Source organism: Streptomyces caniscabiei (genome assembly GCF_014930365.1).
Lineage (GTDB): Bacteria > Actinomycetota > Actinomycetes > Streptomycetales > Streptomycetaceae > Streptomyces > Streptomyces caniscabiei.
This window is the reverse complement of sequence record NZ_JABXWI010000007.1, coordinates 301425-319939: the sequence shown is the minus strand read 5'-3', so window position 1 is coordinate 319939 and position 18515 is coordinate 301425. Positions and strand designations below refer to the sequence as shown.

General features: G+C 73.4%; 9 protein-coding genes. 2 read left to right on the top strand and 7 right to left on the bottom strand.

Translation table 11 applies throughout. The features are described from left to right. Window positions 1–26 precede the first annotated feature (26 nt). Window positions 27–1511: an FG-GAP repeat domain-containing protein gene (locus tag HW837_RS21450; protein WP_234442635.1), complete on the bottom strand. Its 1485-nt coding sequence runs from the start codon at window positions 1509–1511 to the stop codon at window positions 27–29. A 413-nt stretch (window positions 1512–1924) separates the two neighbouring features. Here HW837_RS21450 and HW837_RS21445 point away from each other — a divergent pair, with 413 nt between their 5' ends. Together HW837_RS21445 and HW837_RS21440 are read left to right on the top strand one after the other, a co-directional pair. Next, a complete protein-coding gene (locus HW837_RS21445) occupies window positions 1925–2830 on the top strand; it encodes an alpha/beta hydrolase (protein ID WP_093789445.1) in 906 nt (301 codons plus the stop codon). Between the two features lie 5 nt (window positions 2831–2835). After that, a complete protein-coding gene (locus HW837_RS21440) occupies window positions 2836–5079 on the top strand; it encodes a glycosyltransferase (RefSeq protein WP_193380559.1) in 2244 nt (747 codons plus the stop codon). 22 nt (window positions 5080–5101) lie between these two features. Here HW837_RS21440 and HW837_RS21435 read toward each other — a convergent pair whose 3' ends face one another. From HW837_RS21435 to HW837_RS21410, 6 genes are all read right to left on the bottom strand, one after another. Further along, a complete protein-coding gene (locus HW837_RS21435) occupies window positions 5102–6943 on the bottom strand; it encodes a serine/threonine-protein kinase (protein WP_193380558.1) in 1842 nt (613 codons plus the stop codon). A 92-nt stretch (window positions 6944–7035) separates the two neighbouring features. Continuing rightward, the gene (locus HW837_RS21430; RefSeq protein ID WP_193380557.1) at window positions 7036–8913 is read right to left on the bottom strand and encodes a serine/threonine-protein kinase; all 1878 of its coding nucleotides are present in this window, start codon (window positions 8911–8913) and stop codon (window positions 7036–7038) included. 148 nt (window positions 8914–9061) lie between these two features. Further along, the gene (locus tag HW837_RS21425; RefSeq protein ID WP_193382500.1) at window positions 9062–10996 is read right to left on the bottom strand and encodes a serine/threonine-protein kinase; all 1935 of its coding nucleotides are present in this window, start codon (window positions 10994–10996) and stop codon (window positions 9062–9064) included. A gap of 153 nt (window positions 10997–11149) precedes the next feature. Further along, window positions 11150–13846, bottom strand: a complete 2697-nt coding sequence (locus HW837_RS21420; protein ID WP_193380556.1) for a protein kinase domain-containing protein — start codon at window positions 13844–13846, stop codon at window positions 11150–11152. A 400-nt stretch (window positions 13847–14246) separates the two neighbouring features. Further along, complete coding sequence (locus HW837_RS21415; protein WP_193380555.1) at window positions 14247–16514, bottom strand: serine/threonine-protein kinase; 2268 nt, start codon at window positions 16512–16514, stop codon at window positions 14247–14249. A gap of 287 nt (window positions 16515–16801) precedes the next feature. Beyond that, complete coding sequence (locus HW837_RS21410) at window positions 16802–18508, bottom strand: glycerol-3-phosphate dehydrogenase/oxidase (RefSeq protein ID WP_078853637.1); 1707 nt, start codon at window positions 18506–18508, stop codon at window positions 16802–16804. Window positions 18509–18515 lie beyond the last annotated feature (7 nt).

Below are 18515 nucleotides of genomic sequence, written 5' to 3'. Positions count from 1 at the left end.
GTACTTCCTTGTCTCCATGCCGTCCGTCACCCGACCACGCCGAACGAGACGCCGCTGTCGGGCAGTCCGCCCGATCCCGGCTGGTACGTGGTGGCACCCGTGCTGGTGGTGCCGTCGAGGTCGGCCCACGTCACGACGTGGAGGACCCCCTTGGTGGTGCCGGAGGCCTTGCTGAAGGGCACCCCGACGTAGAGGTTGTTCGCGCCACCGGTCAGCGACATGCCCAGGTGGTCCCGCCTGGTGGCGCTACCCGGCAGGCCCGAGCCGCGGGTGACCAGCCGGTCGGCCGCGCCGATCGTGCCCAGCGGCCGGAAGACCTGGACGGCTCCCGCGTCGGTGGCGGCGCCGACGTCCTTGCCGGGGATGCCGACGGCCAGCCGTACGGTGTCGGCGGTGGTCACCACATTCGTGTTGGTGTTGGAGATGGCCACGCGCTGGCCCAGGAAGTCGCCCGCCACGGGGTCGCCCTCGACGTCCGCCACCGCGGCGTCGACGGCCGCCGTCTCGGTGTACGCGCCGGAGGGCTGGATCCGGAAGACCGCCGCGCCGCCCGCCTCGGCGACCGTGCCGATGTCCTCGCCGGGCGTGCCGACGGCGAGCAGGACGTCGGAGTTGTACGTCTGGTCGCTCGGCCGGTAGCCGGTCATGGCGATCGAGGTGCCGAAGCCGTCGTCGGTCTCGGCCGTGCCGGTCACCCCAGGGGCGTCCTGGTCGAATCCGGCCAGGGCGGTGGGGACGCCGCCTGCGAGGGTGTGGTTGAAGACCGCGACACCTCCGGCGAAGGTCTCGCCCTCGATGGCCTCGCCCGGGATGCCGACGCCGAAGTAGCGGTTGGTACCGGCCACGGAGTAGCCGAAGCGGTCGTGGGCCTCGACGGTTCCGGGCACCCCCGGGTCGCTCTGGTTGACGGTCGTCCTGGTGCTGCCCTGGATGTAGTGCACGCAGCCGGCGTCCGCGTAGTCGGTGCCGCCGGTGACGACGTTCTCGCCGGGCACTCCGACGACCAGGTAGGGCACACCGCTCGCGGTCTCGCCGCCCTTGACGGACTGTCCGAACCAGTCGTACGCCTCGGTGGTGGTGTCGGCGTCCAGCCCCGACTGGCTGTAGCCCTCGATCACGGAGCCCTCGCCGATACCGGTGGGCGTGCCGTGGACGATGTAGATCGCCCCGGCGTCGACGAGCCTCGCCCCGTCCTTGGTGATGTCCTCGTACGGCACCCCGACGACGAGGTCGGTGCAGCCGTCCCCGTCGGCGTCGTAGGTCGTGCGGGAGGTGCCGAAGCCGTCACCGGGCTCGGGCGCCGCGTTCATGCCGGGAGTGGCCTGCGAGATCTCGAAGACCCCCTTGCCGCCGCCCAGGATCACCCGCACCAGGCCGGCGCCCTTGACGCCGCCCACCGCGGCGTTCGGGTCCGCGACGACCGTGTCGACGACGCCGTCGCCGTTGAAGTCGGTGGACGTCCCCGCCGTGCAGGTGGCCGCCGCTGCCACCCCGGCGACGCTGGAGGGCAACAGCCCCGATGACATGACGACGGAAGCCAGCAGGGCCAACCCCGCTGTGCGCGTGCGTATTCGCACAACTCACCCCTATATCCCCGTTGAGTGGCCTGATCCACCCCCCTGGCCACGTAAAGGGAAGCTAAATGTCCACGTCATCTGCGTGTCAACCCCCCTTCTTCCATGGGCCATCCACAGGAATGGAGATGTTTGCATATGTCATCCACGATCCCCGCCAAGTTGTTCAGACCAGAAATGTCCGGCCAACTCACCTACCCCGATTGACGGTTGTTCGCGCACGCGGCCTATAGTCCGGTTGCTCACGCAAGCAGGCCGTGCGGGTGCCGCCATGCCGTGGATGTTTCGGTCGGATCCCGTGCCCGGGGACGACGTCGCCTGCCGTCAGGTCACTCGAAGGGCGGGTAGCCGTGCGTCGGCTCTGGGGTTGTCTCATTCTTTGCGTTGCTGTCGTTGCTGGACTGGTCGTCCACGACGCCCGTGACAGCGCCGCGGCCGGCCGCGACGAGAGCTCCCACGCCTACGGTCCGCACCCCCGCCAGACCCTCGACGCCTACTGGAACGCCGCTGGTGAGGAGTGGGGCGGGAAGCAACCGGGCCTGGTGATCCTGCACGGTGGCCACTGGTACGAGGACACCGGCTGGGCCACCTGGTCGCGCACCTTCGCGGACGCCGGGTACGCCGTCTTCACCGTCGACCACCGGCTGAATTTCGACGCTCCCTGGCCGGCCCAGCGGACCGACGCGCTGTCCGCGCTCGACTGGATCCGCGCCCACGCCGCCGACTTCGACGTCGACGCCGACCGGCTGGTCCTGCTGGGCTCCTCCTCCGGCGGACAGATCGCCACCGCCGTCGCCACCTACGGCTCCGGCGGCTCCCGCGTCGACGGCGTGGTGGCCCTCTCCCCCGTGAACGACCCGTACCGCGCCTGGCGCGACGGCAACGCCGGCGACGCGAGCGCCAGGCAGCGCCGACTGCGGGACAACGCCACCCTCCTGGCGCGCTGTCACCCCGAGCCGGTGGACGACTCGGCCTCCGCGCACCCGGGTTGCCGGGACACCTGGCGGGACATGGTCGTCAGGCACCGCGCCTCCGGCGGTGACGACGCCCCGATGTTCCTGCTCCACTCCGAGGACGACTTCGTCCCCGTCCGGCACTCGCTCGACCTCGAGGCCGCCGAGGAGAACGACCACAACATGCCCCCCAATGGGGTCACGGTGGAGACGGTGGCCGGTTCCGCGCACGGCGGAGCACTGTTGAAGGAACCGGGAGTGGCCGACCGGGTCATGGGCTGGATCGCCGAGAGGACGCACTGAGCGCCGTGAAAATCACCTTTCTGCTCCACAACGCGTACGCCATCGGCGGCACCGTCCGCTCGACACTGAACCTCGCCGGAGCCCTGGCGACCCGTCATGACGTCGAGGTGGTCTCGGTGTTACGCACCGAGGAACGCCCTCTGCTCGGCATGAGCGGCAAGGTCCGTCTGGTCCCGCTCGTCGACGAACGCCCCGACGCCGCCTCCTACGACGGCGGCCACGAGCTGATGTCGCGGCCGTCCACCGTGGTCCCGCCCACGGAGGTGCTGGCCCACCGCTACACCGCGCTGACCGACGAACGGCTGCGCGCCTTCCTCGACACCACCGACGCCGACGTGGTCGTCGCGACCCGCCCGGCGCTCGTGGTCGCCCTGGCCGGGCACGGCTCCGTCGGCTCGCGCCGCCCGCCCGGCGCGTCGCGCGCGTCCGGCACGACCCGCCGGGGCCCGCTGCTCATCGGGCAGGAGCATCTCTCGTACGACAACCACGTGCCCGGCGTGCGCGAGGCGCAGAACGCGGCGATCGGGCGGCTGGACGCCTTCGTCACCGTCTCCGCGCGGGACGCCGCCGACCACCGCCGGCACCTGCCCGGGCTGCGCACCCGCATCACGGACATCGGAAATGCCGCGCCCCGTCCGAAGGCCGAACCCTCCGACCTGCGCGCCCCGTTGGTGGTCGCCGCCGGACGTCTGTTCCCGGTCAAGCGGTACGACCTGCTCGTCGAGGCCTTCGCCAAGGTCGTCGCCGAACGCCCCGAGTGGCGGCTGCGGATCTACGGCAAGGGCCCCGAGCGCGCGAACCTGCGCGCCGCCATCGACACGCTCGGCCTGAACGACCACGTGTTCCTCATGGGCCCCAGCGCCACCCTGGAGACCGAGTGGGCCAAGGCCTCCGTCGCCGCGGTCAGCTCCGAGTGGGAGTCCTTCGGCATGACCATCCTGGAGGCCATGCACGCCGGCGTCCCCGTGGTCGCCACCGACTGCCCGCACGGCCCCGGTGAGATCGTCACCGACGGCACCGACGGCCTCCTCGTCACACCGAACGACCCGAACGCCCTGGCCACGAGCCTGCTCCGGCTCATCGACGACCCGGAACTGCGCCGGCGCGTCGGCACCGCCGGGCGCACGACCGTCCAGCGGTACGCGCCCCGCGTGATCGCCGCGGAGTACGAACGCCTGATCGCCGACCTCCAGGAGGCCCGCACCCCGGCGACGGTGAAGCTGGGACGACGCTTACGCCGGGTACTGGGCCGGACCCCGTCCACGAAGGACGGGAAGCCGGGGGCGCCGGAGCCGAGGTCCGGGGCCGCCGAGGGCAGGGCGTCCGAGCCCGCGTCCAGGCCCGCCGAGACCGAGGCCAGGCCCGCCGAGACCGAGGCCGCCGGGCCCTGGGCGGCGAGACCCTCCGCCGCGAGCGCCGCGCCGAAGCCCTTACGTCCGAAGGCCGGCTGCCGCGTCGGCGGGCGCGGCGAGGTGCGGGTCTCCGTCGCGGCGTCCGGCGTGTCGGGGGCGGACCTGACGCTCGTGCTGCGCCGCCGTCACGCCGGCGACGAGGTCCGCGTCCCCCTGCGGCAGGACACGCCGGGCGACGCCAGGAGCCCCTGGACCGCCACGCTGGACCGCGACGCGACGAGTCTCGCGGAGGGCCGTTGGGACCTGCATGTCGAGCGGGGCGAGGACGGGGCACGCCGCCGGCTGCGGGCCGGACCGGTCGAGCAGCGGGGCCTGTTGACCGCCGAGCCCCCGGACCGGTCGCCGGTCGCGTGGTGGATCCCGTACCCCACCAAGGACGGCTACCTGGCGCTGCGTACCTTCCACCGCACCGCGCACGCCGAGGTCACCGCGCTGCCCGTCGGCGACGGCTCGATCGCCGTCGAGGGCGTCCTGCACGGCGCCGTGCTCGGCGAGGGCGCGACTCTGGTGGGGGTCGCCCGGGGCGAGGAGGTGCCGGACTTCGAGGCACCGGCGACACGCGCCGTGGAGCGAGGCGCGACCGGGCTACCCGCGTTCCGCGCGCGCCTGACGTCCCTGCCGGACCCGGTCGGCCCGGACAAGGTGATCTGGGACCTGTTCCTGCGCCCCGCGCCCGACGCCGAACCCCTCCGGCTCGGCCGGTTGTTCGACGACATCGTGGACCGCAAGGACACCGACAAGTACCCGGCGGTCACCATGGCCACCCCGGGCGGCGCCTCGCCACAGGCCCGCTTCTTCTTCACCGTCACCAACGACCTGGCGGTGGCGCTCTCATGAAACGCGCGCTCCCGGGCGGCGTCTACATCTTGTCGATCTTCAGGTTCGCGATGACCGTGCGGGCGATCTCGCGGCCCTGCTCGGTGAAGTGCCCCTTGCCCGGATAGTCGATCCAGAGCCGGTACATGTCACCGTTGCCCGCCCGGTAGTACAGGACCCGCGCCTCACGCAGGCGCGGGGCCTGGCTGTCGGTGGTCGTGTACCTGATCGTGTTCTGGGCGGCCTCGTGGTCCTGGAACTTCGCCTCCTTCGGCCGCCCCTTCGGCGCGGGGGTGTCGGCGACGTCCAGCGAGTACTCCCCGTCCTTGACCAACTCCCAGTCGGCGTACGCCCGGTCCAGCGCGACCCCCGGGATCTCGTTCTCCTTGTCGTCCCTCTCGATGTCCCGGTCGACGTTGATCCGGATCAGCCCGCTCGGGTCGCTGTACTGCGCGAACGTGCCGTCGGTCTCGTCCGCTTCGAACTTGTCCTTCACGAAGTCCCCGGGCACGCCCACGCTCGCGGCGACCTTCGTACCGAGGTCCCGCTGTTTCCAGCCGTCCGGCAGCGGCCCCGCGAAGGGGTCGGCGATCACCACGTAGGCCGTCACCGCCGCCGCCACGCCCAGCACGCCGAGCCCGGCGACCGCCGCCGCGAAGACCGCCGCGCCGACGCCGGCGAGGGTCCTGGCGCCGATCCTGATGCCCTTGGTGTCCTCCGGGCGGGGCCCGGCGATCGTCCGGACCACCTGGACGGGCGCGGGCGGGTTCGCGGTCGTCTCCAGCAGTTCACGGACCCGGGCGGCACTCGGACGGCGTGCCGGGTCCTTCTGCAGCAGGCCGTTGATGGCCTCGGCGAGCGGGCCGGTGGCCGAAGCGGGCGGCGCGGGCGTGGCGTTGAGCACGGACTGGAGGGTCGCGGGCGTGTTGCTGCGCCGGAAGGGCGACACGCCCTCGGTCGCGGCGTAGAGGACGACACCGAGCGACCAGAGGTCCGACGCGGGTCCTGGGCGCTGGCCGAGCACCCGCTCGGGGGCGATGTACTCGGGCGAGCCGACGAAGCCGCCGGTGTCCGTCAGATTCGTCTCGCCCTCGATCTGGGCTATGCCGAAGTCGGTGAGGACGACCCGGTCGTGGCGGCCGAGGAGGACGTTGTCCGGCTTGACGTCCCGGTGCAGGATGCCCGCCGCGTGCGCGGCCTCCAGCGCGCCGAGCACGTCGAGGCCGATTCTCGCCGCCTCGCGGGCGCCGAGGGTGCCCTCCTGGAGCGCGTCGCCCAGCGAACGCCCGCGCACCAACTCCATGACGATCCACGGCCGGCCGTCCACGACCGCCACATCGTGCACGTTCACGACCGACGGGTGATCGAGCCGGGCCGCCGCACGGGCCTCGCGGCGCATCCGCTCGTAGGCGTTGGCCCGTTCACGCTCGGGAAGGTGGTCGGGGACGCGGGGCTCCTTGACGGCGACCTCCCGGTCCACCGTCTCGTCCTGCGCGCGCCACACCGTGCCCATCCCGCCGTGCCCGAGCTTGGCGAGCAACCGGTAACGACCGGCGATCAACCGCCCGGTGCCGGGATCCTGCGAGGACTGCGCGGGCGGCGTCGTCTGCGCGTGCGGTGCCGTCTGCGGGAGCGGGGCGGGCCCCGCCGCCGGCACGGACTGCGGCTGCGGCTGGGGTTGAGGTTGGGGCTGCGACTGCGGTTGGGACTGCGGGGCCGGGGCCGGCGCGGGCGCGGGCGGCTGGTCCGCGACCGGCTGCGCGTACGGGTTCCCCGGGTACGGCGCACTCGGCTGCGGCGGTTGCAGTCCAAAACTCGTCGGCTCGTCGGCTCCGTAACCGGGCCCAGGCCCTGTGCCGTAAGGGGCGCCCCCGTTGCTGCTCATACGCTCATCTGTATCGCGGCAAGCGCTTCGGCATCCACCCCCGTCGCTTTCCGGTCACAGACCCGTGACGCGGAACACCACTTATCTCCGCTTTAGTCACGAACGAAGGTGCCGACCGCCACGTCGAAGTACTCCTTCGCCTCGCTCACCCTCCCGACCGGGGCCGACACCCACACGTCGTACAGCCGCCCGTCCCGCTCCCAGCACAGGTCGTACGTGTGCCGGGGCCCCTCGGCCGCGCTGAAACCGTCCCAGGTGAACTCCCAGAGCGCGGCCGGCCGCCCGTCGTGCGTGGTCTCGGTGACCCGGCCGTCGCGGTAACCGGGGTTCGTGGAGGGCCCCTTCGCATGGGCGCGCCGCATCACCCCCACCGGGCCGCCCTCCTCCGGGTCGTCGAGCTTGACGCCGATCCGGATCACCTGCCCCGGCGACATGTAGAAGACCCGCTCCCCCTGCGGATCCCGGGTGAAGTCGTCCGGCACCGCGAGGCTGAACCCCCGCTCGTCCGCGGCCAGCCGGTATCCCGAGGGCACGGTCGGCGCGGTGGCCGCCCGCGAGCGCGTCACGGTGGGGGTGGCACCCCCCGACGTACCGGATGTGCCGGACGCACCGGACGTACCGCCGGACTCTCCGGACCCGCCCGCGCCGCTCGACGCGCCCGGCGCGCCCGGGGTGCTCGGCGTGCCGGACCGTCCCGACTCGCCCGGCGATCCCGACTGCCCCGACGGCCCCGACTCGCCCGCCGTGCTCGACCCGCCCGGCGTCCGCGATGCCGTACTGCCCGGGGTGCCGGCCCCGCCGCCGCCCTCCCGCATCAGCAGCGCCGCCGCCGAGACACCCGCCCCGGCCATCGCCGCCACCAGCGCGGCCGCGACCAGCACGCTTCGGGTGGAGTGCGGGGGACGCCGCTCGCCGGACTCCTCCCGCGGTGCCGCCGCTCCGGCCCCGCCCGCGTCCGACGGCGACTGTCCGCCCCCGGCCGCCGGCGCGTCCTGGGCGGCGGCAGCGGAAGCCCCGGCCGCACCACCGGCCCCGGCGGCGGCCGCCCGCCACGCGTCCCGGCCGGGGCGCGGCACGTCCCGGCGGGTCGGGGTGTAACCGGGCGAGGTCCGCGGGTTCCTCGTCGTCCGCGGCGTGCGGCCGGTATCCCGGAACGCCCGCAGCAGCCGCTCGGCCTCCACCGCCTCGAGCCGCCGGTCCGGATCACGCTCCAGCAGCCCCCGTACGACGGGCAGCAGCGGCGCGGCCTGCGCGGGCGGCCGGATCTCGTCGACGACCACCGCGTGCAGGATCCCGCCCAACGAGTCGCGTCGGAACGGCGATTCACCGCTGAGCACGGCGCACAGCAGCGCGCCCAGCGACCACAGGTCGGACTCCGGCCCCGTGCGGAGCCCGGACATCCGCTCCGGGGCGGTGTACTCGGGCGAGCCCACGAAGGACCCGCTCTCGGTGAGCGTGGTCGCGCCGGCGACCTGGGCGATCCCGAAGTCGGTGAGGACGACCCGGTCGGTGCCGTTCTCCAGCAGGACGTTGGCGGGCTTGAGGTCGCGGTGCAGGACACCGGCGTCGTGCGCACGCCGCAGCGCGCCCAGCAGAGCGATCCCGATCCGCGCGGCCTCCCGCGCGTCGACGGGCCCATGCTCCTCGATCCGCTCCGCGAGCGAGCCGCCGTCGATCAACTCCATGACGATGTACGGGCGTTCGTCCTGCTCGACGACGTCGTGCACGACGATGATGTGCGGGTGGCCGAGCCCGGCGACCGCCCGCGCCTCCCGCAGGGTGCGCTCGCGCCGCTCCCGGGAGCGCTGCTCGGGGAGCGAGTCGTCCAGGGCGAGTTCCTTGACCGCCACCTGCCGGCCGAGGAGCTGGTCGGTGGCGCGCCACACGATCCCCATACCGCCGCGGCCGATCCTGGCCTCCAGCCGGTAACGCCCGGCTATGACACGGACGCTCTCCCCCTCGGTCCCCATGCGCCCCATCATGCCGCACCGGACCCGAACCCTCCGGTGCCGCGCGACGGGCTGGCCGACAAGCGCCGCACACACGTCTCACGAGCGCCTTGCAGGCGCCTTGCGAGCGCCGCGCGGCGCCCCGGAGTCGGGAGGCCCGTGCCGGGGCTCACCGCTCCGCCGGCCGCCAGCTGCGCAGCACCGCGTAGAACTGCTCCTCGGCCGTCTTCCAGTCCGCCGCCGGCGCGGACATGTAGATCGTGTACTCGACGCCGTCCCGCGAGAGGTACATCTGCTCGATCGCCCGGCGCGGCCCGGGGAACTCCGTGTCCTTCTCCAGCGCGGTCCAGGTGAAGTCCCACAGCGCGCCCGGCCGGTCGCGGAAGATGTTCTCCTCCAGGCTCACCCGCTGGTACCGGGACCGCGTCCGCACCTGCTCCTCCAGGTCGAGCTGGTGGTGGTACGGGCTGTCGAAGTCCGGCGAGTCGTCCACGGCGATCCGGAGGAAGTGCTCGCCGCCGTCGGGCGTGTAGTCGATCTGCGAGCCCTCCACCCGCCGCGTCCACCCCTCGGGCAGCGCGAGGCTGAAACCCTGCGGGTCCTCGACCCGCTCCCACCCCTCGGGCACCCCGTCGGCCGACTGGTCCCCGCCCGATCCGTCCGTGCTGGAGCTGCCGGCGGACCAGCCGTCCGCGTAGTGCATCGCGACGGCGCCACCACCTCCGACCAGCGCGGCCAGCACCAGCACGAGGGCGACCGTACGGCCCCGGCGACGCCGCTTGGGGGTCGCGGCGGCGGGCACGGCGGAGCCTGGCTGATGGCCCCCGGGCCCCGGCGCTCCCGGCATCCCGGGACCACCGAAACCACCGGACCCGCCACCCCAGCCGACAACGGCACCGGTGGAGTACTCGGCCCCGTGCGCACCGGTGCCGTACGCACCAGGAGCGACCGGCGCACCAGACGCACCAGACGCACCAGACGCACCAGACGCACCAGACGCACCAGCGACCGAAGCACCCGGAGCACCCGGAGCACCAAGCGCACCCGAGGCGCCCTCCGCGCCGTAACCACGCACCCCCGTCCCACCGACGCCCGCGCTTCCAGCCTGAGCCGGCCGAACTCCCTCGCCACCGTGCACGCCCGGCACACCAAGCGCGCCCTGCATGCCCTGCACACCATGCGCGCCGGCACCGCCCGTACCATCCGTCCCGCCCGAAGGCTCGACCGCGGCCGTACGGTCCGCCCCCGTCTGCTCCCGAGTCGCCAGATAGGCCTGCGCCTCCCGGGGCCGCCGCCCCTCCGCCGCCTCGGCGAGCAACTGCTCCGCCTCGTCGGGACCGGGCCGTACGGCCGGGTCCTTGCACAGCAGCGCGCTGATGACCGGACCCAACGCCCCGGCCTCCGCCGGTTCCGCGACCTCCTCGCTCACCACGGCCTGCATGGTGGTGAGCGGAGTGGTGCGCCGGAACGGCGACTTGCCCTCCACCGCCGTGTAGAGCGTGGCGCCCAGGGACCACAGGTCGGAGGCGGGACCTGGCTCGTTCCCGCGCACCCGCTCGGGGGCGATGTAGTCGACGGAACCGACGATCTCGCCGGTCCGGGTGATGGTGGTGTCGCCCTCGACCTGCGCGATACCGAAGTCGGTCAGCATGACCCGGCCGTCCTCGGCGAGCAGGACGTTCCCCGGCTTCACGTCGCGGTGCAACACACCGGCCCGGTGGGCGGCCCGCAGCGCGCGCAGCACCCACACCCCGATGCGCGCCGCCTCGCGCGCCTCCAGCCGCCCCCGGTCCCGCACGGCGTCGGCCAGCGAGACACCCTCGACCAACTCCATGACGATCCACGGCCGGTTGTCGTGCTCCAGCACGTCGTGCACGGTGACGACGGCCGAGTGGTTGATCCGCGCGGCCGCACGGGCCTCGGCCCGGGTCCGCCGCAGCAGGATGGCCTGCTCGCTCTCCGAGACGTAGAGCGCGGCGGTCAACTCCTTGACCGCGACCGCCCGGTGCAGCACCTCATCGTGCGCACGCCAGACCCGTCCCATGCCACCGCTGCCGATCGTGTCGACGAGCCGGTAGCGCTCCGCGAGGAGCTGGCCCTGCATCTGATTCACGTTGCCCCGCAATGTTCTTGACAGGGTCAGAGTAGGGAGCGGCCCACAGCCCGGGGAACCGGGCTGGCCGCACAGAGACCGCACTGTGACGGTTCTCGCTTCTGCGAACGGAGCGCAACCTTCCGCCGCCGACCGGACGACGGCTCAGCCGGTCGACTTGTACGTGGCCGCCGCCTGCTCGTACAGCCGGGTGACCTCGTCCCGCTCCGCCTCCGGCCCGCGCACCTGCACCACGTGGTATCGCCCGTCGAGCAGGATCGCGAGGTTGCGTACGTAGACGCCGCGCCCCTCGGAGTCCTGCCAGGTGAACTGCCCCTCGGCCGAGGTCACCCCGCCCACCTCGACCAGCCGCATACCGGTGGAGGTGGCCCAGGTCGAGTCACGGAAGGGCTGCAACTCGCGCTCGTCCTCCCGCTGGTACTTCAGCGGATCGCTGCCGTACGTCGCCGTGGTGTCCCGCCCGGGGACGACAATCAGCTCGAAGCCGCCCTGGGAGTAGACGATCTGACCGCGCCCGTTCCTGCCGCCGCGGTCCCAGCCGGTGGCGACGGCGACCTGGAAGCCCTCGGAGTCCTTGCGCAGGGTGAACCCCTGGGCGACCTCGGGATCGCCGGTCTGTGTCTGGGTGGATCCGGACGACTCCGACGGCGAGGGGCTCGTGCCGCTCTGGCCCTCCTCGCCCCCGTCGGGCGAGCTGGAGTTCTGACCGGGCCGGGTGTCGCCGCTCGCCTCGGGCGCCGAACTCGGCTGCCCCACACTGTCCGTGCGGCTGCCGATGTCGGCGCCCCCACTGCTCGGCGTCGCCTTCGGCATGAACACCATGGCGTACGTGATGGCGGCGGCCAGCGCGAGCAGTATCAGCAGGAGCAGAGTGCGGCCCAGCTTGCGGGGCTGGGGCGACCTCTCCTGCCGCGTGCGCTTGTGGCGGGCGTGCGCGCTGGTCGCGGGCAGCCCGGCCCGTCGTCTGCGGACGAGTTCGCCCCGCCGCCGTACGATCGGCAGCCGGCTCGCGTCGACGGGCGGCGCGGGCACGACGTGCGTACCGGCCTCCGGTTCGGGCGCCGACCGCACCAGGGAGCGCAGCCAGCCGCGCAGTTCCTCGAAGTCCAGTCGCTCGGTGGGGTCCTGGCGCAGCAGCGACTCCACGACCGGCCGCAGCGGTCCGCACTCCTCGGCGAACGCGGGCGGCTCGGCGCACACCATCTGCACCAGCTCGGCGGTGTTCTCCTCCGGGTACGGCGCGTGTCCCTGCACGGCCCGGAACAGCAGCGCGCCGAGCGCCCACAGATCCGTGGCCGGTCCGATCGGCGCGGCCAACTGCCAGTTCTCATGCACCGGTCCGGCCTGCTCCGGCGCCCATCGCTCGGTGACCGGCCCCACCAGGGCCATCCGGGCCTGCCGTGCACGCTCGGCCGCGAGCGCGGTCGCGGGCCCCCGCCGAGGAGCGGTCCCGCCACCGGCACCGTCCCAGGAAACGGCGTCCGTCACCCTCGAGGACACCGGGACACCGCCGGGCACAGCGTCGGCATACGTGCCGCCGGCCGCACCGCCGCCGGTCGTACCACCGCCGGTCGTACCACCGCCGGTCGAACCGTCGTCACCCGTGCCGGGCGAAGCCGTTCCGCCGCGCGGCAGGGCGCCGTGCCAGGCGCTCGTGGCGCCGCCGTTCGCGAGGACGCCGTAGGGGTCGGCGATCTGGTGGAGCGGCACCGGGCGGGTCGCGCCACCCGACGTCGCGCCGCCGTCGCGCCCCGCCCCCGGCGTCCCGTCCTGCGGCGCCGGCCGCTGCGCGGGCAATCCCGTGCCCGGCCCGCCGAGATGGTCGTCCTGCACACGGGCCGCGGCCCGCGCGCCCGCCCGGTATGCCGCGATGGCACCCGCCCGCGCCGCCCGCGCGTCCCCGCCGGCCTCCAGCGCGCGCTGTCCGCCGGAGGGATCCGCCCCCGGCCCCGCGCTCCCGGCCCGAGCCTCTATCGCGGCGCGCCGGGCAGCCTCGGGATCCTCGACCGCGCCACCGAACGTACCGCCGCCGCCGGGCAGCGCACCGCCGCGAGCACCGGGAACGCCGCCGGGCGGGACCGGGTCACGCCGAGCGTCCCGCACCCCGCCGGGCGGCACCGGAGCGTGCCGCGCCCCCTGCCCCGGACCGGACCCCGCGCCGGACCCCTCGGCCGGCGCTCCCGCGCCACCGCCGGGTGCCGCGGGCGGCCGGTCCTCGAACTCCCGCGCGGGCACGGGGTCGTACCCGCACAGCGCCTCTTCCGCCGCCCCGGCCGCAAGCCCGGTCAGCATCACCCGGCCGTCGTCGCAGACCAGTACCGTGCGGGCGGTGATGTTCCGGTGCACCCAGCCGTGCGCGTGCAGTGCCCGCAGCGCGGTGAGCACGTCGGAGGCGACCTCCGCCGCGCGGTACGGCGTCAGCGGCTGCTCGGCGAGCAGCGCCTCCAGCGTCCGGGCGGACACCAGTTCGCTCACTATCCAGAGCGAGCCGCCCTCGGCGAACACGTCGAAGACCTGGTCGAGCCGGGGGTGGTCGGGGATCTGAGCGGCGGCCTGCGCGGCCTCGATGGCCCGCCGTACGGCGGGGTCGGTGGACCCGCGCGTGGCCCGAGCCGTTCCCCGGCGTGCCCCGGTGTCCCGCGCGACGTACCCCTCGGGCAGACCGTCCGAGTCGAGCACCTCCGCCTCGACCACCTCGGGCAACGGCACCTGCCGTACCAGGACTTCCTGTCCGCTGTAGGTGTCGAAGGCCCGTATCTCGGCGGCGAGTTCGTACTCGTCGGAGGGCGGCAGCGGCAGGCGATAGCGGTCGGCGAGTACTCGCCCCGCGTATTCGTCCACGATGCCCTCCCCCGGCCGCCAGGTTGGTCAATTCCGCTCGCCCAGCGACCCGTTCCGTTCTGGATTGCGTACGGTCCGCAGCCCTTCACGATACGTGCCGGAGGCAACTCACATTGACTCGATGCGATATCTCGTTCGTCTCGAATGCGCTCGAACGCATCCGATCTTCCCCGGAAGGCCCGCCCCCGAACTCACCGGGCGGGCACAACTGCCGAAGCCGAGCTCATATGGAGGCGCCTCGCCCCGGCCCGCGCACCCGCACGCCCCCGCACGGCACCCCGAACCGAAGCACGGGCCCGCACACAGCCACGGCCCTCAACGCCCCGGCGCACACCATCCACCCGCACGCGCCCCCGCACTCACCGTCACGGACGAAACCGCGAGCGGGGCGCCCGACACCTCATGCCTTCGGCTTGAACGTCTTCGTGAAGGTCCGCCAGGTGTCCTTGCGCAGCTCACCGCTCCACTTCGCGGCCTTGGCGGTGTACATCAGCGCGTACCCCTGCCGCGAGTCGACGACGAACCCCCGGTCGATCGACCGGTTCTTCGTGCCGCTCTCCACATAGGTGAACTCCCAGTCGGCCGCGTTCCAGCCCCGGTAGTTCACCGCCTCTATTCGGATCCGCTTGTACTGCGAACGCGTCATGAACTGTTCCTGGTTCTTCCAGTCCGCGACCGGGTCGCTCTTCGGCGTGGACGTCCACCCGACGAGCAGCCGCTGGCCGTCGGGCCCGGAGAACCGGGCTCCCGCGGCGTCCGTGGACTGGTACTTCCACCCGTCGGGCAGCCCGATCGAGAACCCCTGAGCGCTCTTGTACGTCTCGGTCGCGATGTCCCCCGAGCCGGATCCGGAACCGTCCTCGCCCACCGAGCCGTCGGACCCGCCCGAGGGACTCGGCGAACTGCCCCCGGACCCGCCCGAACCACCGGCTTCCTCCGTGGTCTCCCCGTCCGGGCTGGGGTCGGACCCCGCGGCCTTGTCGGCGTCGTCGGCCGTGCCCTTGTCCGCGTCCTCGCTGTCGGCGTCGCTCCCCGACGCCGCCCCGCTGGACGCGGCCTTGGTGTCGGCCCCCTTACTGCCCGTCGAACTGCCGTCGTCACCACCGAGGGTGAGCGCCAGCACCGTGCCGAGGACGGCCAGGGCCACGGCCACCGCGATGACCGCCAGGGTCCGACGCGACACCACGTCCGTGATCGGCGCCCTGGGCACCGGCCGCGGCGGCAGATCCGGCGGCGGCATCTCGGGCCACCCCGAAGTCCGCCCCGCCGACACGGAGTTCCCCGCGCCCGCGCCCTGGCCGGCACCGCCGGCCCGCGGTCCGGGCACCCCGGACGCGGCCGGCTTGCCCGCCGGCTGCACCGCGCCGCCGGTCTTCGCGCCCTCGGCACGGGACGAGACCCCGACGGAGGCGGACCGCGTCGTCACAGCCGCAGGGCTGGAGCCCGAGGACTTCGCACCGGCCCCACCAGAGACCCCGCCTGAGCCACCGGAACCTCCGCGGGACCCCCCGGAAACCCCACCGGAGACACCCCCCGAAGCCCCACCGGAAGCACCGCGCGCGGCCTCCGCACCACTGCTACCGCCGGCACCACTGCCACCGCCGGCGCCGCTCCCGGCACCGGCACCGGCACCGACGGCCGCCGTCCCGGCCGCAGCGGCGGCCGAGCCCTTCCGCATGGACCACCGGGGCGCGCGAGTCCGCTCGCCGCCGCCGTCCCTGCCCCCGGAACCGCCCTTCTTCGCGCGCTCCTCCGGCACCGGCGGCAACGGCACGACCCGCGTGGCGTCCGCCGACTCGACGTCCTTCGGATCGGGCGCGTGGATCACGCGGTTGAGCATGGCCCGCGCGCCGGCGTCGTCGAGGCGTCGCTCGGGGTCCTTGGTGAGCAGGCCGAAGATGACGTCCTTCAGCGCCCCGGCGCGCTTGGGCTGCGGCACCGGCTCGGTCATCACCGCGGTCAGCGTCGCTATGGCCGAACCCTTGTCATAGGGCGGCACCCCCTCGACGGCCGCGTAGAGCAGACCGCCGAGCGACCAGAGGTCGGCGGCGGGCCCGGGCTTGTGGCCGCGCGCCCGCTCCGGCGAGATGTAGGAGGGGGCGCCGACGAGCATGCCGGTCGAGGTGATGGAGGGGTCGCCCTCGACCTGTGCGATACCGAAGTCGGTGAGGACGACCCGGCCGTCGTGCTTGTCGATGAGGACGTTCGACGGTTTCACGTCCCGGTGCAGGATGCCCTCGCGGTGCGCGGCGCGCAGCACGTCGAGGATGGCGAGCCCCACCTCGGCGGCCCGCCTCGGTTCGAGGACGCCGTCCTCCCGGATGACCTCGGCGAGCGACTTGCCCTCGACGAGCTCCATCACGATCCACGGCCGGTCGTCCTCGTGGACGACGTCGAACACCGTGACCGCGGCGTTGTTGCGGATCCGCGCGATCGCCTTGGCCTCGCGCAGCGTGCGCGTGATGAGCCGCCGTTTCTCGTCCTCGTCGATGCTCGACGGGAACCTCAGCTCCTTGACGGCGACCGTACGGCCCAACGTCTCGTCCATGGCACGCCACACCGTGCCCATGCCGCCGCGACCGAGCACCCCTCCCAGCCGGTACCGCCCGGCGAGGAGACGTGCGTCCTTGTCCTGACGGGATTCCCCAGCCCGCTCCGCCTCCGACATGCGTCCCCTCATACAACCCGCCCTGACAGAGCCTCCATTGTCACCCACCCGCCAACCGCCCCACGCCCAGGGCCCCCCTCAACCGGCCACCCCGCCTCCAGGCCCCTCACCGCGCCCACCCACACTTCACAACGGGGCCCCGATTCCCGGGGCCCCCGGCCCACCCCTCCGAGCCCGCCCGGCGTTCGAGGACGAGCCCGAAGGGTCTACGGGGGCGAGCCCGAACGTCTGCGGGGCGAGCCCGAACGACTGCGGAGGCGAGCCCGAACGACTGCGGGGCGAGCCGACTACAGCGGCACTATGTCCGGCGCCCCCAGCCGTGCCGCGTCCGCCGTCAGGTCGTCCGGCTGCCGCTGCGACTCCCGCTCCGCCTCCACCCTCTTCTCGTAGTGCTGCACCTCCCGCTCGATCTGGTCCTTGTCCCAGCCGAGCACGGGAGCCATCAACTCCGCCGCCTCCCGGGCGCTTCGCGTCCCCCGGTCGAACGTCTCGATCGAGATCCGCGTCCGCCGTGTCAGCACGTCGTCCAGATGCCGCGCCCCCTCGTGCGAAGCCGCGTAGACCACCTCGGCCCGCAGATAGTCGTCGGCCGCGTGCAACGGCTCCCCCAACGACGGATCGGCGGCGATCAGTTCGAGCACCTCCTCGGTCGCCGACCCGTACCGGTTCAGCAGATGCTCCACCCGCACCACATGCAGCCCGGTGTCCGCCGCGATCCGCGCCCGCGCGTTCCACAGGGCCCGGTACCCCTCGGCCCCCAGCAGCGGCACGTCCTCGGTGACGCACTCCGCGACCCGCTGGTCGAGCCCGTGCACGGCGGCGTCCACCGCGTCCTTGGCCATCACCCGGTACGTCGTGTACTTGCCCCCGGCCACGACCACCAGCCCCGGCACCGGATGCGCCACGATGTGCTCCCGCGAGAGCTTGCTGGTGGCGTCGGACTCCCCCGCGAGCAGCGGCCGCAGCCCGGCGTACACCCCCTGCACGTCGTCCCGCGTCAGCGGGACCGCCAAAACCGAGTTCACATGCTCCAGCAGATAGTCGATGTCCGCGCTGGACGCCGCCGGATGGGCCTTGTCGAGGTCCCAGTCGGTGTCCGTGGTGCCCACGATCCAGTGCCGCCCCCAGGGGATGACGAACAGCACGGACTTCTCGGTCCGCAGGATCAGCCCGGTCGTGGAGTGGATCCGGTCCTTCGGTACGACCAGATGGATGCCCTTGGAGGCCCGGACGTGGAACTGCCCGCGCTCGCCCACCATCGCCTGGGTGTCGTCGGTCCACACCCCGGTCGCGTTGACGACCTGCCGGGCGCGGATCTCGTACTCCCCGCCGCCCTCGACGTCCTGCACCCTGGCCCCGACGACCCGCTCGCCCTCCCGCAGGAACCCGGTCACCCGCGCGCGGTTGGCGACCTTCGCCCCGTACGACGCGGCCGTGCGCACCATGGTGGCCACGTACCGCGCGTCGTCCATCTGGGCGTCGTAGTACTGCAGGGCCCCGACGAGCGCGTCCTTCTTCAAGCAGGGCGCGACGCGCAGGGCGTGGTGACGGGTCAGGTGACGGTGGATCGGGAGCCCGCGCCCGTGCCCGCGCGCCATGGACATCCCGTCGTACAGCGCGACGCCCGAGCCGGCGTACCACCGCTCCCACCCCTTGTGCTGCAAGGGATAGAGGAAGGGGACCGGCTTCACCAGATGGGGGGCGAGCCGCTCCAGCAGCAGCCCACGCTCCTTCAGGGCCTCGCGGACGAGGGCGAAGTCGAGCATCTCCAGATAGCGCAGCCCGCCGTGGATCAGCTTGCTGGACCGACTGGAGGTACCCGACGCCCAGTCACGCGCCTCGACCAGGCCCGTGGACAGACCGCGGGTCACGGCGTCCAGGGCCGTGCCCGCACCGACCACCCCACCACCCACGACCAGCACGTCCAGCTCGCGCTCGGCCATACCCGCCAGTGACTCGACGCGCTGCGCCGGTCCCAGTGCCGCTGTCCTCACCGCTGCC

What these genes read in the sequence shown, in the direction of transcription:
- HW837_RS21415 (WP_193380555.1), bottom strand. Translation starts at nt 16,514, where the DNA reads ATGTCGGAGGCGGAGCGGGCTGGGGAATCCCGTCAGGACAAGGACGCA.
- HW837_RS21435 (WP_193380558.1), bottom strand. Translation starts at nt 6,943, where the DNA reads ATGAGCAGCAACGGGGGCGCCCCTTACGGCACAGGGCCTGGGCCCGGT.
- HW837_RS21425 (WP_193382500.1), bottom strand. Translation starts at nt 10,996, where the DNA reads ATGCAGGGCCAGCTCCTCGCGGAGCGCTACCGGCTCGTCGACACGATC.
- HW837_RS21430 (WP_193380557.1), bottom strand. Translation starts at nt 8,913, where the DNA reads ATGGGGACCGAGGGGGAGAGCGTCCGTGTCATAGCCGGGCGTTACCGG.